Source organism: Allobosea lupini, assembly GCF_900109525.1.
GTDB lineage: Bacteria > Pseudomonadota > Alphaproteobacteria > Rhizobiales > Beijerinckiaceae > Allobosea > Allobosea lupini.
In genome coordinates, this window is the sequence record NZ_FOAN01000013.1 from 42,190 (window position 1) to 63,782 (window position 21,593).

The following is a 21,593-nucleotide window of genomic DNA, read 5'->3' on the forward strand; positions in this document are numbered from 1 at the left end:
CAATCCTCGATTGGTGCCGGGACGCTAGCGCCGATGCATGCTTGGTGGTGGTCAAAATCGCCAGCTATATGCAATTTTATTGCACGAGGCTCGCCGGAGATGCCCGCGATGGATCGAATCGACAGGACGCTGCTGAACCTGCTCCAGGCCGACGCCTCGCGCACCAATGCGCAGCTGGCCGATGAGGTCGGGCTCGCCTCATCGAGCTGCCTGCGCCGGATCAGGCGGCTGGAAGCGGCTGGACTGATCCTGCGAACGGTCGCGATCCTCGATCCCGCCAAGAGCGGCAAGGGCCTCAAGGTGATCATCGCCGTCGAGCTCGCCCGGCATGACGAGCCGAGCCGACGGCAGTTCCTCGAACTGGCGGCCCGCCAGCCGGCCGTCGTCCAGGCCTATGGCGTCACCGGTCAGACCGATGTGATCCTGATGCTGCGCGTCGCCGACATGGACGAGGTGACGGCGCTCTGCGAGCTGCTGTTCGGCGAAGGCAGCAACGTCACGCGCTACTACACCATGGTGGTCAACAAGACCGCCAAGGAGACGACCGCGATCCCGCTGTGAGCGGACGCCTCAACCGCCGAGCAGCTTCTTCATCGACGGCGCCGGATGGAGGGCATAGCGCTCGCGCTCGTAGAACGGGATCGCCTCGCGCCTGGCGTCGAGGAAGACCGCGTTGAGGCCGCGCGCCCTTGCATCCGCCTCGGCGAAGGCGAGCAGCGCCCGGCCGATGCCGCCGCTGCGGACCCGCTCGTCCACCACGAGGTCGTCGACATGCAGATGCGCCCCGCGCGACAACGTATGGACGGGGCGCATGCCGAGCACGCCGACCAGTGCGCCGTCACGGAAGGCGCCGACCAGCTCGTAGCCCGAGAAGGATTGGCGCCGCACGCGGTGCAGGAACTCCGCCTCGTCGAGCGCTGAGCGCAATTGCACGACGATCGGAAAGGCCTCGCGCCACTCCGCCGGAACGAGCCGTCTCACCGAAACCATCGTCCTCGCCCATCTCGCAATCGTCCAGCCGCGGCAGATGAGGTCGCCATGCGTCTCGAATAGCAAGTGCTTTGCCGAGGGGCCGGCCTTGCGCAGGCCTTCTGACCGGCTCGTGTGGCACTCGGCGCAAGTATACCCGCTAGTGAATATCGCCATCGCTTTCGGTGCTGCAGGTTGGCCAGATCCGGGCACAGAGCCCGGCGAGGAGCCGGCCACGTGCAAGCCATCGCCTACGCCTGCCTTGTCGTGCTCCTGTTCTCGGGCTTCGTCCTCGTGTCGAGAGCCGGGCTTTCGACCGCCTTGACCCTGCCGGATATGGCGGCGCTGCGCTTCGGCATCGGCGGGCTGCTGTTGCTGCCGATCGCGCTGAAGCATGGGTTGAGCGGCTTGCGGCCGGCGCAAGCCCTGGCATTGTCGATCTTGGGCGGGCTCGGCTTCGCGTTGTTCGCCTATGCCGGCTTTGCGCTCGCGCCCGCGGTGCACGGTGCCGTCCTGTTGCACGGGACATTGTCGTTGACCACCGCCATATTGCTGTGGGTCGTTACGAACAGACTGCCGCAAGGCCGACAGACCACCGGGCTGGTGGTCATCGGCCTCGGCATCGTCGCAATGGCCTGGGATGGCTTCGGGCATGCGTCCTGGCGGCTGCTTCTGGGAGATGCCTGCCTGCTGGCAGCCTCGCTCTGCTGGTCGGGCTACGGACTCTACGTGAAGCAGCTCGACCTCCCCGCGACGCGTGCCGCATCGATCGTCGCAGTCGTCTCGGCGCTCGCCTTTTTGCCTATCTACGCCGTCTTGCGCGGCAAGATGCTGTTTCGCGCCTCGCTGCAGGATCTCCTGGTCCAAGGTCTGTTTCAGGGTGTCCTGATCGGGGCGGTCTCGATCTTCGTCTACACCCGGGCCGTTTCCCTGCTCGGCGCCGCCAGGGTTGCGCTATTCACCGCCGCCGTCCCCGGTCTGACCGCGATTGCGGGCTATGTCTTCCTTGGCGAGGCGCCCAGCCTCTTCGTTGCGCTGGGCGTGACGCTGGTCACAGCGGGCCTTCTCGGCTCCCTGCGTCGAGTACCTTGAAGACCGAAGCGCTTTCGTAGCCGTTGTCCGCTCACGGCAGCGGGGGCTCCATGTCCTGCATACAAAATTCCGCATACACTCTTGCCGCTGAAACAAGAGCGCTCTACTCCTTGCATGCAAGAAGCCGGGACAAGCCTGGCAATGACAAAGCATGGGAGGAGTACGATGAAGGGTTTCCGCAGGCTCGCTCTGGCTGTAGCCACGCTCGCGATCGGCGCGGCGCCAGCCTTCGCCTTCCCGGATCGGCCGGTGCAGTTGATCGTGCCCTGGGCGGCCGGTGGCGGCATGGACGCGGTGATGCGCATCTTCGCCAACGGGCTCGAGGCCGAGCTGAAGCAACCGGTCAACGTCATCAACCGCACCGGCGGCGGCGGCGTCACGGGCCATACCGCGATCGCGACCGGCGCGGCGGACGGCTACACCATCGGCGGCGTCAGCCCGGAGCTCTCGTTCTTCAAGACGCTCGGCCTCGGTGACCTGACGGTCGACAGCGTCGACATGTTCTCGCGCGTCTCGCTGATTCCCGCGGGCGTCACGGTCAAGGCGGACGCGCCCTACAAGACCGTCGCCGACTTCCTCAAGGCGGTGAAGGAGAGCCCGAAGGGCACCTTCACCTCGTCCGGCACCGGCACCGGCGGCTCCTGGCACATCGCCTCGGGCGGGCTGATGAAGGCGGCCGGCCTGCCGGCCGACCAGATCCGCTGGGTGCCGAGCAATGGCGGCGCTCCGGCGCTCCAGGATCTCGCCGCCGGCGGCATCACCGCCTTCACCGGCTCGCCGATCGAAGCCAAGGCGATGCTCGACGGCGGGCGCGTGCGCACCATCCTGACGATGACCGAGGAGCGCCATCCGAACTTCCCCGACGTGCCCAGCGCCAAGGAAGCCGGCCTCGACTGGACCTATCAGAACTGGTTCGCCATCGCCGCCCCCAAGGGGGTGCCGGCCGATCGCCGCAAGATCCTCTACGAGGCGGCAGAACGCACGATGAAGCGCGAGGATGTCCGCAAGGGCATGGCCGATCGTGGCATCACCCCAGTCTGGGACACGCCGGCGCAGTTGCAGGACTATGTGAAGACCTTCAGCGAGCGCGGCAACGGCGTGCTGAAAGATCTGGGCCTGGCGAAGAACTGACGGCCGACACCGAACGGGCTCGCTGCACAGCAGCGGGCCCTGCTTTACCGCAGCCGCGCCTGCAGCGGCAGATCGCCGAACAGTGCCGGCTCGGCGCTGGTGCGCGCCTTCTCGATCGTCAGGATCCTGAGCTTGGTCTCGACGCCACCATCGGCCGAAAAGCCGCCGGTCTTGCCACCCGCAGCGAGCACGCGATGGCAGGGCACGATGATCGGGATCGGGTTCTGGCCGAGCGCGACACCGACGGCCCGCGCCGCCCCGGGCTCGCCGATCCGCGCCGCCACCTCGCCATAGGTCAGGGTCTCGCCGGGCGGGATTGCCAATGCCACGGCGTAGACGCGCCGGTTGAATTCGGGCGTGGCCGAGAGATCGATCGGCAGATGCGAGAGGTCGCGCTGCTCGCCGGCCAGCAGGGCGACGACCTCGGCGATCGCCTGCCGCACGAAAGCGGGCGGCTCGGCCTCGACGCTGTCTGGAAAGCGCCGCCCCAGCCGCCGCCGGGCGGCATCTTCGTCGCGCTCGGGCAATTGCGCCGCGACGATGCGCTCGCCCTGCCAGACCAGGGCGCACGCGCCGATCGCGGTGGTGAAGAGACAGAAGTTCTGCATGAACGGACGATAGCGCGGCTGCGGGCTCCAGGGCACCCGATTCCTGCCGTCTCCATCATTTGTCGTCTCGGGTGGAGCGAAGCGCAGACCCGGGATGACTTGGTTGGGAAGCGAGAAAGCCCGGCTCACGCCCAGAGCCGTTCCTTCTCCAGTCCCTTGTAGAGATCGGCCACCTGCTCGGCATAGCCGTTGAACAGCAGCGTCGGCTTGCGATCGCGCGTGCCCAGCACCTGCTCGCTGGCCTGGCTCCAGCGCGGATGCGATACCTCCGGGTTCACATTCGCCCAGAAGCCGTATTCCGAGGCCTGAAGACCCTCCCAGAAGGTCTTCGGCCGCTCGGCGACGAAGCTGATCTTGCTGATCGATTTGACCGACTTGAAGCCGTATTTCCACGGCGTGATCAGCCGCAGCGGCGCGCCGTGCTGGGTCGGGATCGGCTTGCCGTAGATGCCGGTCACCATCAGCGTCATGTCATGCGTCGCCTCGGCCATGGTCAGCCCCTCGGTGTAGGGCCAGGGATACCAGCGCTGCGACTGGCCGGGAGCCATCTTGGGATTCATGAACGTCTGCATCTGGACGTATTTCGCGCCCGAGAGCGGCTTTGCCAGCGCGACCAGCTCCTTCAGCGGGAAGCCGGTCCACGGCACCGCCATCGACCAGGCTTCGACGCAGCGGAAGCGGTAGAGCCGCTCCTCCAGCGTGACCTTCCTGATCAGGTCGTCGAAGCCGATTTCGAACGGCTTCTCGACCAGCCCATCGATCGTGATCGTCCAGGGGCGCGTGACCAGCCGCTTCGACGCAGCGGCCACCTCTTTGGAGGTGCCGAACTCGTAGAAGTTGTTGTAGTTCGCCGCCAGCTCCTCGTCGGTCACCGGCCGGTCGAGCGTATAGGCCGCGTTGCGCTTGGCAGGGTAGAGGTCGAGCGTCGGATCGGCACCCTGCGCACCGGCGGCCTGCGGCAAGGCGGCACCGGCGATAGCGCCGGCACTGCCGGCGAGCCATTGCCGGCGATTGAGGAAGACAGATTCCGGTGTCGCCTGGCTTTCGGGCATCTCCCAGCCGGCGCGACGCTTGATCAACATGACGGACATACTCCGTTGCAACGGAGCAAGTTTAGTCGATCCGACACCCTAGGACCAAGTCACGAGCGGGAGAGCAGTTCACCCGCTCGGTCAGAACCAGCGCAAATCGACCGTTGTCAGTCCGGCTGATCGGCGTACCGCTCGGCGTAGTCCGCCTCAAGCCCTTCGATCTTCGACCAGAAGCCGCGTGGCGGATTGCCGGCGAGCCTGTCTTCCAGGATGCCGAGATGGGCGTGCCAGCCGCCGGAGACGTCGATCATCTCGGCCTTGCCGGCGAGCTTGCGATGCGTCAGCACCAGCCTGACCTTGTCGCCCTCGGGGATGAGCTCGAAGGTCGCCTCCGAGGTTGCGTCGCCCTCGCCCGGCCAGGTCATCGCCAGCACCGTCATCGGCTCGTAGCGCGTGACGGTTCCCTTCGAAGGCCAGCCCTTGTCGTTCATCTCGCGATAGCGCTCGGGCGGTGGCTCGCTGGTGATTTGCGAATGCTTGAACAGAAGATCGGCCTTGCCGCCGACGCGTGGCTCGATCTCGCCCGAGGCCAGCCAGGTGCCGCGCTTGTCGGACTCGGTGAGATAGGACCAGACCCGTTCGAGCGGGCCGGGCAGGAGCCGCTCGAAGCGGACCGCGCCGCTCTCCAGGACCACGCCATGTTCGTTCATCACGCCTCTCCTCAGTCGTCGTCTGGCTTTGCGAGTTCTCGTTCCAGGCGGTCCAGCCCGGCATTCCAGAAGCCGCGCACCTGCCGGACCCAGGCGTCGAAGGCATCGAGCCCGTCGGGATCGAGCCGGTAGATCCGGCGCTGGCCGCTGACTTCGACGCTGACCAGCCCCGCCTCCTTCAGCACCTTGAGATGCTGCGAGATCGCCGGCGCGCTCATGGCGAACTGCGCAGTGATCTCGCCGGCCGCCATGGCGCGCCGGCCGAGCATCTCGACGATGCGGCGGCGGGTCGGGTCAGCCAGGGCCGTAAAGCGATCCATGGCTTTTATTTAATGTCTCACTTAATTAAGTCAATGCAAAAATATACACACACCGATGGCGCGCCCTCCCCTTGCATGCACGTCGCTTGTGGTTGCGGCGGTTGCAGGTCATGAAGGGCGCCCCGTCCGCCGCCTCCCACGAGACCATGCCCAGCCGAAACGCCACCCTCGCCGGCATCCTGATGATGCTGCTCGGCATCCTCCTGTTCTCGATCAACGACGTGATGGGGAAATGGCTGGTCGCGACCTATACGGTCGGCCAGGTCCTGCTGCTGCGCTCGGCTGCGGCGCTGCTGGTGATCGTGCCTTTCGTCGTCAAACAGGGCGTTCAGCGCACGCTGCGGCCGGAGCGGCCCGGTTTGCAGCTGCTGCGCGTCACGCTCGGCTCTTGCGAGGTCGCGCTGTTCTACTGGGCAGTGTCCTATCTGCCGCTCGCCGACACGATGACGCTCTGGCTGGCGGCGCCGGTCTGGGCGGTGGTTCTGGCGGCGCTGCTGCTCGGCGAGCGCGTCGATGCCGGGCGCTGGCTCGCGGTCGTCGCCGGTTTCGTCGGCGTCGCGATCGCGCTCAACCCGTCCGGCCAGAGCCTTTCACTGCCGGCGATCATCGCGCTGGTCGGCAGCCTCTCCTTCGCGGCGATGATGATCACGGGCCGGCAATTGCGCGGCACGCCCGACGTCACGCTGGTGTTCTGGCAGACGCTCGGCGCGCTGGTGATGGGTCTTCTGCTCCTGCCCTTCGGCTGGGTGACGCCGAGTCTCGCCGATCTCGGCCTGCTCGGCCTGCTGGGCATCGTCGCCATGGTCGCGCATATCTGCGTGACGCGCTCGCTCAAGCTGGCCGAGGCTTCGGTTGTCGTACCCTATCAGTACACGCTGATCGTCTGGGCGCTGGTCTTCGGCTGGTTCGTCTTCGGCGACTGGCCGACACCGGCCATGCTGTTCGGCGCCGCGCTGATCATCGCCGCCGGTCTTGCCCTGCTCGTGCTCGAGCGGCGGGCGAGCAGCACGGCCTCTGACACCGCCAAGGAGCGTGTTACGATCGAGCAGAACTGATCCGGAGACGCGATGGCAGAGGCTGCGAAACCGCCGGATTACTGGAACTGGCTCGGCGCCGCGATCTCCCTCGTCCTCGGCCTCTGGCTGCTCGTTGCCGGCTGGCGCACCCTGCCGCTGGCGCGCGGCGACCTCTTCGTCGCCGACCATGTCGGCCCGATGAGCTACAGCACGCCGCTGATCCGCGTCAGTTCGGGGCGCCGCGGGACCACGACCTATCGCACGCAGGACCTCTGGCTCGCCGCTATCCGCGACGACGGGCGATACAACTACCGGCGGCTCTACCGGCCCGCCCGTGGCCTCTGGGTCGACGACATCGACCGGCTCGACCGAGACCAGCAGGTCCGCTTCCTGGTCGATCCCGATCGCCAGCTGGTTTACGAGGCGACCTCGCGCGGCAAGACCTTCCTCGCCTATGACGACACCGCCGAGACGCTGACCGGCGGCGCACGGCGCTCGTTCCTATTCGGCTTCGGCCTGCTTGCCGGCGCAATCTGGCACCTGTGGCCGCTGGCCTCGCGCTACTGGCGCGAACGGCAAGGCGCCGGCGAAGCCAATGGCGGCTGAGCAAGCGGAAACAGGGCCGCTCTGGTGGGCGGGGGTCGCAACCCTTGGCCTCGTCTTCCTCGCCTATGGCTACGGCATCCTGCCCGTCGCACGCGACCGGCTCGTCGCGGTCGAGCTGGAAGCGCCACTGCCGGTGCGGCAGGTGCTGATCCAATTGAGCGGGCGCAACCCCGACAGTTACTACACCCAGTATGTCGACGCGTCCCTGCCCGATCGCGGCAAGGTCGTGATCAGGCCGGTCGCCAAGGTCCTCATACCCGAGATCGAGAGCCTCAGGCGTGGCCAAGTCCGCTTCCTCGTCGATCCGTCCAGGCTGAGGATCTACGAAGCCGCCATCGACGGCCGCATCGTCCAATCCTATGCGGGCTCGGCCGGCCGGCAGCGCAGCCATGCCTTTATCGCGCTGGGTGCCGGGGTGTTCTGCGTCTGCGTCGGGGCTCTGGGGCTGGCGCCGCTGCGCCAGGCGCGCGACAAAAAGCAGGCCCGCCCGAAAAGCTGAGCGGGCGGGAGGAATTCATGGCGACGATCACCTATCTGACCACCGTCCAGTTCGGCTTCGGCGAGCTCAAGACCATCGCCCCCGGCCTGACCGACTTGAAGATCGCGCGCCCGCTGATCGTCGCCGATCGCGGCCTGGCAGCGACCGACCTGATCCAGCGCCTGCGCTCCGCCTCGCCGCTGCTCGGCAATGCCCCGCTCTTCGTCGACACTCCCACCAACCCGACCGAGGAAGCGGTCGAGGCCGCGCTGGCGCTTTATCGCGAGCACGACTGCGACGGCCTCGTCGCCATCGGCGGCGGCTCGCCGATCGACCTCGCCAAGGGCGTCGCCTTGCTCGCCGGCCATGACGGCCCGCTCGAGACCTATGCGGCGATCCTCGGCGGCATCCCGAAGGTGACGGGCAAGGTCGCGCCGGTGATCGCGGTGCCGACCACCGCCGGCACCGGCAGCGAGGTCGGCCGCGCCGCGCTGATCACGCTGAAGGACGGCCGCAAGCTCGGCTTCATCTCGCCGCACCTGATCCCGAAGCTGGCCATCTGCGATCCCGAGCTGACTCTCGGCCTGCCGGCCATGCTGACCGCCGCCACCGGCATGGATGCGCTGACCCATTGCATCGAGACCTATCTGAGCCCGCGAGAGAACCCGCCAGCCGAGGCGATCGCGCTCGACGGGCTGAAGCGCGCCGCGCTCAATATCGAGCGGGCGACCAAAGACGGCTCCGACCGCGAGGCCCGCAAGGAGATGCTGATGGCGGCCCTGCAGGGCGGCCTCACCTTCCAGAAGGGGCTCGGCGCCGTCCATGCCCTCTCCCACCCGCTCGGCGGCCTGAAGCAGGTCTCGTTGCATCACGGCACGCTCAACGCCGTGCTGCTGCCGGCGGTCCTGCGCTTCAACGAGCAGGCCTCCGGCGCGAAATATGCCGAGATCCGCCGCGTGCTCGGCCTCTCCGCCGACGCCGACCTCGCCGCCTGGGTCGCCGGGCTGACGCAGCGCCTTGGCCTGCCGGGCTCCCTGTCGCAGATGGGCGTGCCGCGCGATGTGCTGCCGGCCATCGCCGAGGCAGCGACGCAGGACCATTCGAGCGCGACCAATCCGCGGCAGGCCAGCGCGGCGGATTATCTGGCGATGCTGGAGGCGTCGTTCGGATAAGCGGCGCTCCTGTCGTCATTCTCGGGCGAAGCGAAGCGCAGACCCGAGAATCTCTGGACGATCAGGTACTCGTTGGAGCCTCACCTTGCCTGACATGCCCGGGTCCAGCCCGGGCATGACGCGCTTCATCACATCCGGAAGACGCCGAAGCGCGTCTCCGCCACCTCGGCGTTGAGGCAGGCGGAGAAGGCGAGCGCCAGCACGCGGCGCGTCTCGGAAGGCAGGATGATGCCGTCGTCCCAGAGCCGGGCGGTGGCGTAATAAGGCGAGCCTTCCGATTCGATCTTGTCGCGGATCGGCGCCTTGAAGGCTTCTGCGTCCTCGGCGCTCCAGGGCTTGCCCTCGGCTTCGAGATTGTCGCCGCGTACGGTCGCGAGCACGCTCGCCGCCTGCTCGGCACCCATCACCGAGACCTTCGAGTTCGGCCAGGCGAACAGGAAGCGTGGCGAGTAGGCGCGCCCGCACATGCCGTAATTGCCGGCACCGAACGAGCCGCCGACCAGCACGGTGATCTTCGGCACGCGGGCCGAGGCGACCGCCGTCACCAGCTTGGCGCCGTCCTTGGCGATGCCGCGCGTCTCGGCCTCGCGCCCGACCATGAAGCCGGTGATGTTCTGCAGGAACAGCAGCGGGATACGGCGCTGGCAGCAGAGCTCGATGAAATGCGCGCCCTTGAGCGCGCTCTCCGAGAACAGGATGCCGTTATTGGCGATGATGCCGACCGGAATGCCGTGGATGCGGGCAAAGCCCGTGACCAACGTCGAGCCGTAGAGCGGCTTGAACTCGTCGAGCTGCGAGCCGTCGACCAGCCGGGCGATGATCTCGCGGGCATCGTACTGCTTCTTCAGATCGGTCGGCACGACGGCGTCGAGCTCGTCCGCGCCATAGAGCGGTTCGACCGTCTCGGCGAGGTCGATGTCCGGCCGCTTGACGCTGTTGAAATTGCTGGCGATGCGGCGCGCGATCGCGAGCGCATGGGTGTCGTCGCCGGCATAATGATCGGCGACGCCCGAGAGCCGGGCATGGACATCGGCGCCGCCGAGGTCCTCGGCCGAGACGACCTCGCCGGTCGCGGCCTTCACCAGCGGCGGGCCTCCCAGGAAGATCGTGCCCTGATTCCTGACGATGACGGTCTCGTCCGACATTGCCGGCACATAGGCGCCGCCGGCGGTGCAGGAGCCCATCACCACGGCGATTTGCGGGATGCCGAGCCCCGACAGCGTCGCCTGATTGTAGAAGATCCGGCCGAAATGCTCGCGATCCGGGAAGACCTCGGTCTGGTGCGGCAGGTTCGCACCGCCCGAATCGACCAGGTAGATGCAGGGCAGCCTGTTCTCGCGCGCGATCTCCTGCGCGCGCAGGTGCTTCTTCACCGTCATCGGGTAATAGGTGCCGCCCTTGATGGTGGCATCGTTGCAGACGACCATCACCTCGCGCCCGGCGACCCGGCCGATGCCGGCGATCATGCCGGCGCCGTGCACGTCCTTGTCGTACATGTCGTAGGCGGCGAGCGAGCCGATTTCGAGGAAGGCCGAGCCGGGATCGAGCAGGCGCAGCACGCGTTCCCTGGGCAGCAATTTCCCGCGCGAGGTATGGCGCTCGCGCGAGCGGGCATTGCCGCCGAGCGCGGCGGTCGCGCGCCGTTCCAGCAATTGGTCGCGCAGCGCGCTCCAGGCCGCGACATTGGTGCGCGCCTCGGCCGAATTGAGATCGACCTTGCTCTCGATGACCGCCACGGCGCGCTCCCTCACGACAATCTTGCTCGCGGGTTATGGCCCGCCGCGCGCGAAACGCAAACAGGCGGCGGCGCGCAGACGCGCCGTGCGCGATTTGACCGGAACGCTATTCCCGCATCCGCTTGACCGAGCCGGTCACGGTCGGAGCGGCGAAGGCGCCGACCGCCCCGCCCGCGACGGCGCCGATCGGTCCGCCGATGATCGCGCCGGTTCCCGCGCCGGCAGCAGCGCCGGCGATGCGTTCCTCGGTGGTGGTGCAGGCTGAAAGCAGGGCCGCCAGGCAGCCCGCGAAGATGATCCTCATCGTCATCGTCCCCATGGTTTCGTCACGGGGCAAGCATCCCGGCGGATGGTCAATGCGAGGTAAACGTCAGGGAACGGCGACCGTAGGCCCGAAAATCCGCTCGAATTCGGCCCTGAGCGCGCTGTCGACCTCCGGCATCGTCACCGGCAGGCCCAGATCGACCAGCGAGGTCACGCCCTGATCGGAGACGCCGCAGGGCACGATGCCGTCGAAATGCGCCAGTTCCGGCTCGACATTGAGCGAGATGCCATGGAACGAGACCCAGCGCCGGACGCGGATGCCGAGCGCCGCGATCTTGTCCTCGGCGCCCTGCCCCTTCTCGGGCCGGCGCACCCAGACGCCGACGCGCTCCTCGCGCCGCTCGCCGCGGATGTTGAAGGCTCCGAGCGTCCCGATCAGCCAGGCTTCCAGCGCCGAGACGAAGCGGCGCAGGTCGGGCTCGCGCCGCTTCAGGTCGAGCATCACGTAAGCCACGCGCTGGCCGGGGCCATGATAGGTGAATTGCCCGCCGCGGCCGGTCCGATGCACGGGAAAGCGCTCCGGCGTCAGCAGGTCCTCGTCCCTGGCCGAGGTGCCGGCAGTGTAGAGCGCGGGATGCTCGACCAGCCAGACGCGCTCGCGCGCGGCGCCATCCGCGATCAACGCGGCACGGGCCTCCATCTCGGTGACGGCTGCCTCATAGCCGACCGGCTCGTCGGCGATCACCCATTCCACCGGCTCGGAACCCGCCTCAGGCAGGAACGAAACCGACAATGCCTCGCGGGTCTTCACTTTGGCTTAACCTAGTTTGTTCAACTCTTGGAAACCGGTCAGGCGCCCTTGTCGCTTCGCCGCTGCTCATGCGCCGGTTTCCGCGTCGCTGGCAAGTTCGTGGAATTGTTTTCAGGTAAGTCTGCGGAGGCAGCTTTTGAAGGCCGATCTCGACAACGTCGCGGTAGAGCTCACTGTCGTGCTCGGCTCGGCCCAGATGCCGATCTACAAGCTGCTGCGCATGGGCCGCGGCGCGATCATCGAGCTCAACGCGACCGAGAACGACGAGGTCCAGATCCTCGCCAACAACCATCCCTTCGCCAAGGGCCATGTCGTCGTCGCCGGCAGCCGCATCTCGGTCGAGATCACCGAGATGCTGATGCGCCCGACCGTCTATACGCTCGAAACCGTCGCCGACGCGGCCTGAGCGATACTCACTCGAACTGGACGCTGACCTTCGGCGTCCCCGCGAATCCTTCATAACGGACGGTGATCTGCTGGCCCGGCTTCGGCGGCGTCAGCGGCGAGAACGAGCCGACGCTGATCAGGTCGCCTGCCGCCAGCTTGCGGCCGCTCTTCGCCAGGTCCTGCACGAGCCAGATCACCGAATTCAGCGGGTTGCCGAGCGTCGCGGCGCCGGTCCCTTCGGCCAGCGTTGTCCCGCTCGCGTCGGTCGCGACGATCCTGGTCTCGGCGAGCAGCGCCACGGTCGCCGCATCGGCGTTCAGCGGCACCTCGGGGCCGGCGACACCAAAGCGGGCAGCGACATTGATCGCCAGCAACTGCGTGCCGTCGAGCGTCTCGCTCGGCGCCAGCGCCAGATCCGGCAATTCGATGAAGGGGCGCATGCCGGAGATGTGGCGCAGCGCTTCCTCGGGCGTCCTGGCGGTGTTGATGCCCTCGTCCTTGACGACGAGCAGCATGTCGGCCTCCCAGACCGGGCGGGCGCCATAGGCTGCCGGCAGCTTCGCCCCGTCGTTCAGAATCATCTTCTCGAACAGCACGCCGCTGACCGGCCCATCGGCATTGAAGCGCTCCTGCACCGCCTTGGCTGTGAGCCCGGCCTTGTAGCCGACGACCTTGCCGAGCTTGCCCTGAAGCTCGGCGACGAGCTTGCCGCGCGCACAGGCCGCATCCTCGGGATTCGTCACGGGCAAGGCCTTGGCCGGGCGCTTTCCCTCCCAATCGGCAACGAAGCCGCTGATCGCGGCCGCGTCGGGACAGGCGGCCTGCGCTGCGCTCGCCATGAGGCAGGTGTGCAGGGCCAGAGCAATGGAACATGCGCGCATCGACGTCCTCCCGTATCCGCTCATGGCCGGCGCGGGAGCGCAGACTGGCGGGGATTATCGCTGAGCTGGCTGCGCATGGAGCGCGCTTGCGGCAGCGTTGTGCCTTGACGATCTCCGGCCGGGCGAACTTCGTCAACAAGACTGTCCGAACAGGGCTTGTCCCGGCTCACGGCTTTTGCTAGACCCGCGCCGCTCCGGAGTTCACGGCCACCACGCGGTGACCTCCGAGCCGCTGCGGTCATGGCGGAATTGGTAGACGCACTACCTTGAGGTGGTAGCGGGGAGACCCGTGGAGGTTCGAGTCCTCTTGACCGCACCAGTTTAGGACGAAGGTCCGCGAAACGGCGATCCGCAAGGGTCGCCGTTTTTCGTTGCGGATGCATCGAATCCCGCCGTGGCGCGTTGCCATCAGGCGGAGGCGCTGACACAAGGGCGCTGACGCATTCGGGCGCGAATCCCCTGCCCCTGAATTCTCCAGCCCTCGAATCGCGGAGCGACCCATGGTGGAAGCCGAGCCCGCTCCTGGCGAGACGCCGGAGCGCAAGGTCCGCGACGAGGATGGCGCGATCGACGCCCGCTTCCTCGAGCAGGTCTCGCAGGCCGTGCTGCTATCCGACGTCACCGCCTTGCGGAAGCTCGTCGCCGAACTCCATGAAGCCGATCTCGGCGACCTGATCGAGGCGCTCGACCAGGATGAGCGGCCCAAGCTGATCTCGCTGCTCGGCAACGATTTCGACTTCGCCGCCTTGACCGAGGTCGACGACGCCGTCCGCGAGGAGATTCTCGACGAGCTCTCGCCCGAGACCGTCGCCGAGGGCGTGCGCGATCTCGACACCGACGATGCCGTCTACATCCTCGAGGACCTCGACGAGGCCGACAAGCGCGAGATCCTCGACAAGCTGACGCCGGCCGAGCGTACGGTGCTGCAACAGGGCCTCGACTATCCTGAAGGCTCGGCCGGCCGGCGCATGCAGCCCGAGGTGATCGCAGTGCCGCCGTTCTGGACGGTCGGCCACACCATCGACTTCCTGCGCGAGACCGAAGACCTGCCCGAGCGCTTCTTCGAGATCTTCGTGACCGACCCCAGCCACCATTTCGTCGGTACCGTCCCGCTCGACCGCCTGCTGCGCAGCAAGCGCCCGGTCAGCGTCGTCGATCTCGTCGAGGACGACCGCCGCGTTGTCCAAGCCACCGACGATGTCGAGGACGTGGCGCGGATGTTCCAGCGTTACAATCTGGTCGCGGCGCCTGTCATCGATGCAGCCGGCCGGCTCGTCGGCGTCATGACGATCGACGACATCGTCGACGTGATCGAGGAAGCCGGCGACGACGACGTCAAGCAGCTCGCCGGCGTCGACGCGGAAGAAGAGATTTCCGATTCGGTGCGCCAGGTTGCGCTCGGCCGCTTTCGCTGGCGCTTCATCAGCCTGGTCGCAGCCTTTATCAGCGCCTCCGTCATGGCGCTGTTCGAGGAGCAGCTCGGCAAGCTGGTCGCGCTCGCAGTGCTCGCACCGATCGTCGCCAGCCAGGGCGGCAATGCCGCGACCCAGACGATGACGGTCGCGGTCCGTGCGCTGGGCACCGGCGAGCTCGGCGGCTGGAACATGGCCCGTTTCTTCCGGCGTGAGATGATCGTCGGCGTGCTCAACGGCGTCGCCTTCGCGCTGATCACCGCGCTGGTCGCCGGCTTCTGGTTCGGCAATCCCACGCTCGGCGTCGTCATCGGTCTTGCGATGGTCGCAACCTTGATCATCGCCGCCCTCGCCGGTGTCGCCGTGCCTCTGGTTCTCGACAAGGCCGGCATCGATCCCGCGATTTCGTCCGGCACCTTCGTCACCACCATCACCGACGTGGTCGGCTTCTTCTCGTTCCTCGGCATCGCGACGCTGCTGCTGCGCCTGTCCTGATCGGACCTGACAGGCCCGAAAAAACCGGTAACGTAAACCGGGCGTCAAGTTTTCTCCGCAATTGTCCGAGAAATGATCGCCCGCCGCATGAAATCCTTGTCCCTGGCCCCCTTCGCGCTGCTCGCCGCCCTGACGGCTCTGGGTGGCTGCGTCGCTTTGGACAATTACCCGTCCAAGGGCGATGCCCGCCCCCATCCCGGCGTCGATGCCGCCAGGCAATATCCGATCCAGGGCATCGATATCTCGCGCTGGCAGGGCGAGATCGATTGGGCCTCGGTCAAGGCCGCCGGCACCCGCTTCGTCTACATCAAGGCGACCGAGGGCGGCGACCATGTCGACCCGGCCTTCCAGCGAAACTGGGAAGGCGCCCGCCGCGCCGGCGTGCCGCGCGGTGCCTATCATTTCGTCTACTGGTGCCGCCCGGCGCATGAGCAGGCGGTCTGGTTCAAGCAGCAGATCCCGAACGATCCCGACGCGCTGCCGCCGGTGCTCGACCTCGAATGGAACGGCCACTCCAAGACCTGCCCGAAGAAGGTCGAGCGCTCGCTGGCGCTGGAGAAGATCCGGCTGATGCTGACCGAGCTCGAGCAGCTCACCGGCAAGAAGCCGGTGATCTACACCGACATCACCTTCCACAAGGACATCCTGGAAGGCGAGTTCAACGACTATCCCTACTGGATCCGCTCGACCGCGGCCAAGCCCGAGGTCCGCTACAACAATCGGCCCTGGGCCTTCTGGCAGTTCACCACCACCGGCCGCGTCCCCGGCATCAAGGGCGATGTCGACCGCAACGCCTTCTATGGCAACGAGGGCGAATTCGCCGGCTGGCGCGAGGGCCGCTTCGACATCGGCACCAGGACTTGGACGCGCGAGCGCAAGGTGCCGCCGCAGCCGACCCCGGGGCCGGAGCATACTCCAGTAGCGATGATGCCGGGCGCGAGCAGGCCGGTCGCGGCCGCCTCCTTCCAGCCGGCGCCGCTCGGCGAGGTCGTAGAGAGCGAAGGACCCGGACCGGATTCCGAATAAGGGCTATCCGCGCGGCATCCTGGCCCGCGCCACACCGAGCCCGACGAAGTAGCAGGTCGCCAGCGCAAGCCCGGCCTTGCTCCAGATATCCGGCACCATCCCCTGCCACAGCGTCGCGACCGCGGCGATGCCCCACAGCGCCAGCACGGCCAGCGTCAGTCCGCGCCAGCGCCGCACGCGCACCGGGTGAACGAACACGACCGGCAGGAACATCAGCGCAGCGGCGATCAGGATGATCGCCAGCGCCAGCCAGGCCGCCGGCGCGAAGGCGACGATGTAGAATACGACGATGTTCCAGACCGCCGGGAAGCCGCGGAACCACCAGTCGTCGGTCTTCATGCCAGTGTCGGCGAAATAGAGCGCGCTCGCCAGCGTCACGGCAAGGCCCGCGATCACCCCATAGGGCGCCGCCATCACCTCCGGCCGCAACAGCATCGCCGCCGGCACGAAGACATAGGTGACGAAATCGACGACGAGATCGAGCAACGCCCCGTCATAACGCTTCGCCCGTTCCTTGACCGCGAAGCGTCGCGCCAGCGGCCCGTCAACCGCATCCACCACCAGCGCCACGCCGAGCCAGACGAAAGCCTGGGTCAGGTCGCCGGTGAACACGGCCTGGAGCGCCAGGAAGCCGAGCGCGGCACCGAACGCCGTCAGGACATGAACGCCATAGGCCAAGGCCCGACTGCCCTTGCCGGGATCCTCGCCGCCGGAATCGTCCATCGCCAGCCTCCCGCCGGTTAACCAAGCCTGAAGCCGGCCGCTCGAATGCTAACCACCTCTTAACCCGCCCATCGCCTATCCTTTTCTGCGAAGAGGAGACAAGCATGGCGCCCCGCGCTGAGACCAGACCAGAAGCGCGGCGCAGGGCGAAATCTGCCGGCCAGCTGGCGATCTGCGCCCTGCTCGGCCTGTTCGGTGCCGAGCCAGCTTTGGCGCTTTATCCCAAGAAGGGTGATTCAGACCCCCATGGCGGCGTGCGCGATGCGCGCCGCCGCGTGATCCAAGGCATCGATGTCTCGCGCTGGCAGGACGATATCGATTGGCAGAAGGTCAAGGACGCCGGCACCCGCTTCGCCTTCATCAAGGCGACCGAGGGCGGCGACCATCTCGACCCGATGTTCAGGAAGAACTGGGCCGGGGCGAAGGCGGCCGGCGTGCCGCGCGGCGCCTATCATTTCGTCTACTGGTGCCGGCCGGCCAAGGACCAGGTTCGCTGGTTCAAGCGCCATATCCCGCGCGATCCCGACGCGCTGCCGCCGGTGCTCGATGTCGAGTGGAACGGCGAATCCGCCAAATGCGGCAAGAAGATCCCGCGCGAGAAGGCGCTCGCCAAGATCCGCGAGATGTTGAGAGGGCTGCAGGAGCATACCGGCAAGAAGCCGATCATCTATACCGACATCACCTTCCACGAGGATGTGCTGGAAGGCGAGTTCAACGACCATCCCTACTGGCTGCGCTCGACCGCCGCCCCGCTGCACCATCGCTATGAGCGCAAGCAGTGGGAGTTCTGGCAATTCACCACGACCGGCCGCGTGCCGGGGATCACCGGCGACGTCGACCGCAACGCCTTCTTCGGCTCCGAGCACGAATTCGCCGCCTGGCGCGATGGGCGCTACGACATCGGTGCCCGCAAATGGCGCGGCGGCGAGCCCAGGGTCGCGACCACACCCAAGCCACCGGCCACGCCGGCCGGCCTGAGGACGCCGAAAGCGGCCGGCGGCACGCCGCTGAAATTCCTGCCGCCCGGCAAGATTCCGAAATCGGCGCAGGCGCGCGAGATCGCCGCGACGGGGTCAATCGCCCGCGACTGACGGCGAGCGTCGTGAAACCGTCATCTGGCGGTGCTGATGCGAGCGCATCGTCATCGCATTGGTCGACACTCCGATGTTGCCTGACCTCCACTCGCAGACCGGCATCGTCTGGGCCTATCGCTTCACTGCGGACGGCACGCCGACGCTCATACCCCGCGACGAAGCGCCGACGCTGGCGCCGGAAGACGGCTTCGTCTGGCTGCATCTCGACCTCGTCCACACCAGGGCCCAGGCCTGGATCGACGAGCGCAAGGAATTGCCACCGGCGGCGCGCGAGCTCCTGCTCTCGCGCGAGACGCATCAGCGGCTCGACCATTCCGCCAGCCTGGTCTGGGGCATCGCCCACGACCTGACCCGCGACATCGTCGACCGCACCGACACTGTCGGCACCCTCGCCTGGGCTGTCGGCGAACGCTTCCTGCTGACCGGGCGGCGTGAGGCGCTGCAATCGGTCCGCAAGGCGGTCGAGGCGCTCAATGCCGGCGAACAGATCGGCTCTCCGGCCGAGCTGTTCGAGCATCTCATCGAATATCTGATCGATGACGTCACCGACGCAGTCGTGCGCCTCTCCGACGAGACCGACAGCATCGAGGACCAGATCCTGCTCGACAGGCTGGAGGACGGTCCGCAGCGCGTCGGCTCCGTGCGCCGCTCGGCCGTGCAGCTGCACCGCCAACTCGCCGGCCTGCACTTGCTGTTCCGGCGCTTCGCCGAGACCCCGTCAGGACGCTCGGCCCCGGAAACGGTGCGGGCGGCAGCACTCCGGCTCCTGCTGCGGGTCGATACCTTGCGCCAGGACATCCAGTCGGTGCAGGACCGCGCCCGGCTGCTCCAGGACGAGATCGCCGTGCGCTCGGCCAATCAGACCAACCGGCAGCTCTACACGCTCTCGATCCTGACCGCGCTCTTCCTGCCGGCAACCTTCATCACCGGCCTGTTCGGCATCAATGTGAAGGGCCTGCCCTGGGTGGAATGGGACCTTGGCGCCGGCTTGGTCACCCTCGCCTGCCTCGGCGCGTCGCTGCTGACCCTGTTCCTGCTGCGCCGGCGCGGCGTGATCGGGCGGTAGGGGCTGTTGCCGCGATGGCGGTCACCCGCGGTTTCACGTCAGCCCCCGATCAGGACCGTAAACTCTCCGACCGCGATCTTGTCGGGCCCTCCAAGCGCCTCGAGAACGGTGTCGAACTGCCGGCAGAGCGGTAGGCCGTTGACCAGCACAGTCTGCGATCCGTCGATCACCATGCCAGGGCCATGCGGGGGCAGCGGAGTCGGAATCGGGCAGATATGCGTGTCCGGCACGCCGCCATTCGGTGTCATGGCCGCCCCCTTCATGGCGGACATCATGCTGCCGAGCGCCGCGGCAGCGGCAGTCTTGGCAGCCTGCTCGGCGGCATAGGCCGCAGTTGCGGCCGCAGCGGCGGCAGGTCCGGTCGGCGATCCCGCCTGCGCAGCTGCGGCTGCTTGAGCGACCCGTGTCGTCTGCTCGGCCGTCTTGATCGTCGCATCGCTCGCGGCCTGGGCGGATTGCAGCGCTGCGGCGGCAGCCGCCGGTAGACCGCGCCAAGCCGGCTTCCCTCCGATCAGGACATTCGGGCTGCCGCTGCCCGGTGTGAGCGGCGGCCCGTGCATCGTCGGATCCAGGAGTCTCGCGGCTGGCCGGCCGCCACCGCCACCTCTGCTCCCGCCACCCGCACCCGCACGGGTTGACCCTGCAGGTGCGCCAAGACCAGCGGCTTCGAGCGCCGACACATAGTCGCCCAGCCTGTGAGTCGCTGCGATGCTCAGAGCAGCCAAGAGCAAGCCGAGCGGCCCACCGATGAGGTTCCCGACCGCTATCGCTGCTATGTTTCTCAGCCGCGTCTCCCTGCTTGGGGTGAGGGTGACGACTTTGCCGATGTGATCACCGCGCAGCGGAACGGGATCGCCGGGAACGACGAAATTGACGACATGGGCCTGCGCGGCGGCTGCTTCATCATTTGTCACGGCGAACTGAACGCCTGGAGCGGCGAAAGTGATCGCCTTGGAGCCCATATCCAGGCGCGCGGCCTGTACCTGCGCCTCGGCGCCTCCTAGGGAGTGACCCGTGAAATTGACTTGGCTTTCCGGATTCTCCATCTGAACTTGGCGCGCGAAGTCCTCCGCATCGTCGAACGCCTTGGGAACATGCTCAGGCGACTGCCGGAGGATCTGGGCGTCGCTGCCTGCCCAGTCCTGCTTGAGACCTTCCAGATTCCCCCGGCTGCCCCGGTTGGTGACCATGACCTCACCGGTGGCAGTATTCTTATAAGCCGCGCCAAAGTATCCGTTCGCGGAACCTTGAGACCCGCCGGCCGGGGTACTCTGGCCGATCCATGCCCAGCCCGGCGGCGGCGGTACGGCGTCAACGGCGCCGTCTGGTCCCGCATAGGCGGCCTTGCTTAGCGCCGCGCTCTCGGATGGAGATGCCATCAGCGCTCCACCGGTTTCACGTCGTCAATCGAAAGATGCGATGTTGCGGTCAGGAGCCGGCCGAGCCATCGACCGTCGGGGCTGAAGCGAGCTATCACGGTTTGCGGCGCAGGAGCGGCAATGGCCGCTACAGCGCGGACAGGATCGGCTGCGTCGATGAGATGGACCGTCCCGGCGCCATCGCTCGCGGCTATCAGCCGCCCGTCCGGACTGAACGAAATCGTCTTTGTGAGCTCCGGAAGTTCAGCCCCGCCACGAGGCTCGCCGGTCTTTGAATCCCACAGCTTCAAAGTCCATGGGTCGGGCACCGTGTTGACGACTTTCGATTGGGGATCGCGGATCATCGCTCGCGCCTTGCCACCAGTCGCAACTAGCCGCCCGTCCGGACTCCACGCCGTGACGTCGACGCCCCCGGCATGGGCGCTGATCGAGGTCGGCGCTCCGCCTTCGTTCAGGTTCAGGATTTGCAAGGCACCGCCGCGCCCCCGATACGCGACACGGTCCCCGCCTGGACTGATCGCCACCCACATTGCTGCGGGGCCCTTGACCCGCAGCAACCGCCTGCTCGGCAGTTCGTAGAGCGCGAGCGCGACGCGTTCGGTCGAACCGGCGGGCAACTGATAGACGCCGATCAGACGACCGCTCTCGCCATCCAGTGCAAATTCGAGCAGCTTGTTGCCGGATGAGTCGGTCGTCGATCCGTGAGGGCCCGCGAGGCTTTGCCTGCTGCCTGTCCGATGGTCCCAGATCGTCGCGGCGGCAGCCGGGTCATCGACCGGCCCGCATACCACATCGCCGTGCGCATCGAACGCTACCGACGCTGCTCCGCCAGCCAGGTTCTCGAGACGCGCCGACAGTCGCCCAGTCGCGACATCGAATACGCTGACCCTGCGCAGAAGCCGCGACAGGACAACAACCTGCCGCCCATCTCCACGCCAAGCGAAATCGCTTGCCGCAGCCTCGCCATCCGATACGTCGATCAACCGTGAAACTCCCACCGCTTCGGCTCCGGCCACCGGCGAACCTGCCAGGATTGTCAAGGACATTCACAGAAAAAAAATGCGAGCGAACGACATGAGCGCGCCTAGACCCTGCCCCGGTCCCCAATGCCGACCTCATCCAGCAAACTCGACAGTAGAAGCTGTTGCATGGGATCAACTCTACTTGATGAATGATAACGCGACGC

General features: G+C 67.1%; 24 protein-coding genes and 1 tRNA gene. 13 read left to right on the forward strand and 12 right to left on the reverse strand.

All coding sequences use genetic code 11. The features are described from left to right. Positions 1-108 precede the first annotated feature (108 nt). Complete coding sequence (locus BMZ21_RS26875) at positions 109-561, forward strand: Lrp/AsnC family transcriptional regulator (protein WP_091842104.1); 453 nt, start codon at positions 109-111, stop codon at positions 559-561. 9 nt (positions 562-570) lie between these two features. Here the strand turns inward: BMZ21_RS26875 and BMZ21_RS26880 are convergent, their stop codons facing one another. Further along, positions 571-981, reverse strand: coding sequence for a GNAT family N-acetyltransferase (locus tag BMZ21_RS26880; RefSeq protein ID WP_244544043.1), 411 nt, complete (start codon positions 979-981; stop codon positions 571-573). Positions 982-1,206: 225 nt separating this feature from the next. Between BMZ21_RS26880 and BMZ21_RS26885 the strand changes: the two genes are divergently transcribed. Together BMZ21_RS26885 and BMZ21_RS26890 are read left to right on the forward strand one after the other, a co-directional pair. Continuing rightward, entirely contained in the window at positions 1,207-2,061 is an 855-nt protein-coding gene (locus tag BMZ21_RS26885) for a DMT family transporter (RefSeq protein ID WP_091842108.1), read from the forward strand. Between the two features lie 165 nt (positions 2,062-2,226). After that, positions 2,227-3,192, forward strand: coding sequence for a Bug family tripartite tricarboxylate transporter substrate binding protein (locus BMZ21_RS26890; protein ID WP_244544044.1), 966 nt, complete (start codon positions 2,227-2,229; stop codon positions 3,190-3,192). A 44-nt stretch (positions 3,193-3,236) separates the two neighbouring features. Here the strand turns inward: BMZ21_RS26890 and BMZ21_RS26895 are convergent, their stop codons facing one another. From BMZ21_RS26895 to BMZ21_RS26910, 4 genes are all read right to left on the reverse strand, one after another. Next, complete coding sequence (locus BMZ21_RS26895) at positions 3,237-3,800, reverse strand: methylated-DNA--[protein]-cysteine S-methyltransferase (protein WP_091842113.1); 564 nt, start codon at positions 3,798-3,800, stop codon at positions 3,237-3,239. A gap of 125 nt (positions 3,801-3,925) precedes the next feature. Next, a complete protein-coding gene (gene msrP, locus BMZ21_RS26900; protein WP_091842293.1) occupies positions 3,926-4,882 on the reverse strand; it encodes a protein-methionine-sulfoxide reductase catalytic subunit MsrP in 957 nt (318 codons plus the stop codon). A gap of 116 nt (positions 4,883-4,998) precedes the next feature. Next, on the reverse strand, positions 4,999-5,541 hold the full coding sequence (locus tag BMZ21_RS26905; RefSeq protein WP_091842116.1) for an SRPBCC family protein: 543 nt from the start codon (positions 5,539-5,541) through the stop codon (positions 4,999-5,001). 11 nt (positions 5,542-5,552) lie between these two features. After that, complete coding sequence (locus BMZ21_RS26910) at positions 5,553-5,861, reverse strand: metalloregulator ArsR/SmtB family transcription factor (protein WP_091842119.1); 309 nt, start codon at positions 5,859-5,861, stop codon at positions 5,553-5,555. A gap of 110 nt (positions 5,862-5,971) precedes the next feature. Between BMZ21_RS26910 and BMZ21_RS26915 the strand changes: the two genes are divergently transcribed. From BMZ21_RS26915 to BMZ21_RS26930, 4 genes are read left to right on the forward strand one after another with little or no spacing between them, the layout of a single operon-like run. Next, on the forward strand, positions 5,972-6,916 hold the full coding sequence (locus tag BMZ21_RS26915) for a DMT family transporter (protein WP_091842122.1): 945 nt from the start codon (positions 5,972-5,974) through the stop codon (positions 6,914-6,916). Positions 6,917-6,928: 12 nt separating this feature from the next. Further along, on the forward strand, positions 6,929-7,483 hold the full coding sequence (locus BMZ21_RS26920; RefSeq protein ID WP_091842124.1) for a hypothetical protein: 555 nt from the start codon (positions 6,929-6,931) through the stop codon (positions 7,481-7,483). Beyond that, positions 7,473-7,982 (forward strand): hypothetical protein, encoded by a 510-nt coding sequence (locus BMZ21_RS26925; protein WP_091842127.1) that lies wholly within the window; start codon positions 7,473-7,475, stop codon positions 7,980-7,982. The genes BMZ21_RS26920 and BMZ21_RS26925 overlap by 11 nt, the downstream gene beginning before the upstream one ends. 17 nt (positions 7,983-7,999) lie before the next feature. Beyond that, positions 8,000-9,133, forward strand: coding sequence for an iron-containing alcohol dehydrogenase (locus BMZ21_RS26930; RefSeq protein WP_091842130.1), 1,134 nt, complete (start codon positions 8,000-8,002; stop codon positions 9,131-9,133). A 128-nt stretch (positions 9,134-9,261) separates the two neighbouring features. On the opposite strand, the gene BMZ21_RS26935 is transcribed toward BMZ21_RS26930, so the two are convergent. The 3 genes from BMZ21_RS26935 to lipB all read right to left on the reverse strand — a co-directional run bounded on the left by BMZ21_RS26935 (position 9,262) and on the right by lipB (position 11,944). Beyond that, positions 9,262-10,860, reverse strand: coding sequence for a carboxyl transferase domain-containing protein (locus BMZ21_RS26935; protein ID WP_425285477.1), 1,599 nt, complete (start codon positions 10,858-10,860; stop codon positions 9,262-9,264). Between the two features lie 115 nt (positions 10,861-10,975). Continuing rightward, a complete protein-coding gene (locus BMZ21_RS30675; protein ID WP_091842296.1) occupies positions 10,976-11,173 on the reverse strand; it encodes a hypothetical protein in 198 nt (65 codons plus the stop codon). Between the two features lie 66 nt (positions 11,174-11,239). Continuing rightward, positions 11,240-11,944, reverse strand: coding sequence for a lipoyl(octanoyl) transferase LipB (gene lipB, locus BMZ21_RS26945; protein ID WP_091842135.1), 705 nt, complete (start codon positions 11,942-11,944; stop codon positions 11,240-11,242). A 136-nt stretch (positions 11,945-12,080) separates the two neighbouring features. On the opposite strand from lipB, the gene BMZ21_RS26950 reads away from it, so the two are divergent. Next, positions 12,081-12,350, forward strand: a complete 270-nt coding sequence (locus tag BMZ21_RS26950) for a FliM/FliN family flagellar motor switch protein (RefSeq protein WP_091842137.1) — start codon at positions 12,081-12,083, stop codon at positions 12,348-12,350. Positions 12,351-12,357: 7 nt separating this feature from the next. Here BMZ21_RS26950 and BMZ21_RS26955 read toward each other — a convergent pair whose 3' ends face one another. Then, a complete protein-coding gene (locus tag BMZ21_RS26955) occupies positions 12,358-13,212 on the reverse strand; it encodes a 2-keto-4-pentenoate hydratase (protein WP_167561773.1) in 855 nt (284 codons plus the stop codon). Positions 13,213-13,446: 234 nt separating this feature from the next. On the opposite strand from BMZ21_RS26955, the gene BMZ21_RS26960 reads away from it, so the two are divergent. The 3 genes from BMZ21_RS26960 to BMZ21_RS26970 all read left to right on the forward strand — a co-directional run bounded on the left by BMZ21_RS26960 (position 13,447) and on the right by BMZ21_RS26970 (position 16,145). Beyond that, positions 13,447-13,531, forward strand: a tRNA-Leu gene (locus BMZ21_RS26960). Between the two features lie 181 nt (positions 13,532-13,712). Then, on the forward strand, positions 13,713-15,119 hold the full coding sequence (gene mgtE, locus BMZ21_RS26965; RefSeq protein ID WP_091842143.1) for a magnesium transporter: 1,407 nt from the start codon (positions 13,713-13,715) through the stop codon (positions 15,117-15,119). Between the two features lie 87 nt (positions 15,120-15,206). Then, positions 15,207-16,145 (forward strand): glycoside hydrolase family 25 protein, encoded by a 939-nt coding sequence (locus BMZ21_RS26970; RefSeq protein WP_244544045.1) that lies wholly within the window; start codon positions 15,207-15,209, stop codon positions 16,143-16,145. 3 nt (positions 16,146-16,148) lie between these two features. Here BMZ21_RS26970 and BMZ21_RS26975 read toward each other — a convergent pair whose 3' ends face one another. Continuing rightward, positions 16,149-16,868, reverse strand: coding sequence for a CDP-alcohol phosphatidyltransferase family protein (locus tag BMZ21_RS26975; RefSeq protein WP_091842147.1), 720 nt, complete (start codon positions 16,866-16,868; stop codon positions 16,149-16,151). Between the two features lie 104 nt (positions 16,869-16,972). Here BMZ21_RS26975 and BMZ21_RS26980 point away from each other — a divergent pair, with 104 nt between their 5' ends. Both BMZ21_RS26980 and BMZ21_RS26985 read left to right on the forward strand, forming a co-directional pair. Further along, complete coding sequence (locus BMZ21_RS26980) at positions 16,973-17,959, forward strand: glycoside hydrolase family 25 protein (protein ID WP_091842150.1); 987 nt, start codon at positions 16,973-16,975, stop codon at positions 17,957-17,959. Positions 17,960-18,032: 73 nt separating this feature from the next. Beyond that, positions 18,033-19,028 carry a CorA family divalent cation transporter gene (locus BMZ21_RS26985; RefSeq protein WP_091842153.1) on the forward strand — a complete coding sequence of 332 codons (996 nt, stop codon included), beginning with the start codon at positions 18,033-18,035 and terminating at the stop codon, positions 19,026-19,028. Between the two features lie 38 nt (positions 19,029-19,066). Here BMZ21_RS26985 and BMZ21_RS26990 read toward each other — a convergent pair whose 3' ends face one another. Both BMZ21_RS26990 and BMZ21_RS26995 read right to left on the reverse strand, forming a co-directional pair. Next, complete coding sequence (locus BMZ21_RS26990; RefSeq protein WP_091842156.1) at positions 19,067-20,407, reverse strand: Tle-like phospholipase domain-containing protein; 1,341 nt, start codon at positions 20,405-20,407, stop codon at positions 19,067-19,069. Next, complete coding sequence (locus BMZ21_RS26995) at positions 20,407-21,390, reverse strand: WD40 repeat domain-containing protein (protein WP_091842159.1); 984 nt, start codon at positions 21,388-21,390, stop codon at positions 20,407-20,409. The genes BMZ21_RS26990 and BMZ21_RS26995 overlap by 1 nt, the downstream gene beginning before the upstream one ends. Positions 21,391-21,593: the final 203 nt, after the last annotated feature.

Coding starts and splice junctions, on each gene's coding strand:
- BMZ21_RS26875 (WP_091842104.1), top strand. CDS start 109: ATGGATCGAATCGACAGGACGCTGCTGAACCTGCTCCAGGCCGACGCC.
- mgtE (WP_091842143.1), top strand. CDS start 13,713: ATGGTGGAAGCCGAGCCCGCTCCTGGCGAGACGCCGGAGCGCAAGGTC.
- BMZ21_RS26990 (WP_091842156.1), bottom strand. CDS start 20,407: ATGGCATCTCCATCCGAGAGCGCGGCGCTAAGCAAGGCCGCCTATGCG.
- BMZ21_RS26985 (WP_091842153.1), top strand. CDS start 18,033: ATGTTGCCTGACCTCCACTCGCAGACCGGCATCGTCTGGGCCTATCGC.
- BMZ21_RS26910 (WP_091842119.1), bottom strand. CDS start 5,861: ATGGATCGCTTTACGGCCCTGGCTGACCCGACCCGCCGCCGCATCGTC.
- BMZ21_RS26925 (WP_091842127.1), top strand. CDS start 7,473: ATGGCGGCTGAGCAAGCGGAAACAGGGCCGCTCTGGTGGGCGGGGGTC.
- BMZ21_RS26895 (WP_091842113.1), bottom strand. CDS start 3,800: ATGCAGAACTTCTGTCTCTTCACCACCGCGATCGGCGCGTGCGCCCTG.
- BMZ21_RS30675 (WP_091842296.1), bottom strand. CDS start 11,173: ATGAGGATCATCTTCGCGGGCTGCCTGGCGGCCCTGCTTTCAGCCTGC.
- BMZ21_RS26890 (WP_244544044.1), top strand. CDS start 2,227: ATGAAGGGTTTCCGCAGGCTCGCTCTGGCTGTAGCCACGCTCGCGATC.
- BMZ21_RS26915 (WP_091842122.1), top strand. CDS start 5,972: ATGAAGGGCGCCCCGTCCGCCGCCTCCCACGAGACCATGCCCAGCCGA.
- BMZ21_RS26930 (WP_091842130.1), top strand. CDS start 8,000: ATGGCGACGATCACCTATCTGACCACCGTCCAGTTCGGCTTCGGCGAG.
- BMZ21_RS26970 (WP_244544045.1), top strand. CDS start 15,207: ATGAAATCCTTGTCCCTGGCCCCCTTCGCGCTGCTCGCCGCCCTGACG.
- BMZ21_RS26980 (WP_091842150.1), top strand. CDS start 16,973: ATGGCGCCCCGCGCTGAGACCAGACCAGAAGCGCGGCGCAGGGCGAAA.
- msrP (WP_091842293.1), bottom strand. CDS start 4,882: ATGTTGATCAAGCGTCGCGCCGGCTGGGAGATGCCCGAAAGCCAGGCG.
- BMZ21_RS26955 (WP_167561773.1), bottom strand. CDS start 13,212: ATGCGCGCATGTTCCATTGCTCTGGCCCTGCACACCTGCCTCATGGCG.
- BMZ21_RS26975 (WP_091842147.1), bottom strand. CDS start 16,868: ATGGACGATTCCGGCGGCGAGGATCCCGGCAAGGGCAGTCGGGCCTTG.
- BMZ21_RS26920 (WP_091842124.1), top strand. CDS start 6,929: ATGGCAGAGGCTGCGAAACCGCCGGATTACTGGAACTGGCTCGGCGCC.
- BMZ21_RS26905 (WP_091842116.1), bottom strand. CDS start 5,541: ATGAACGAACATGGCGTGGTCCTGGAGAGCGGCGCGGTCCGCTTCGAG.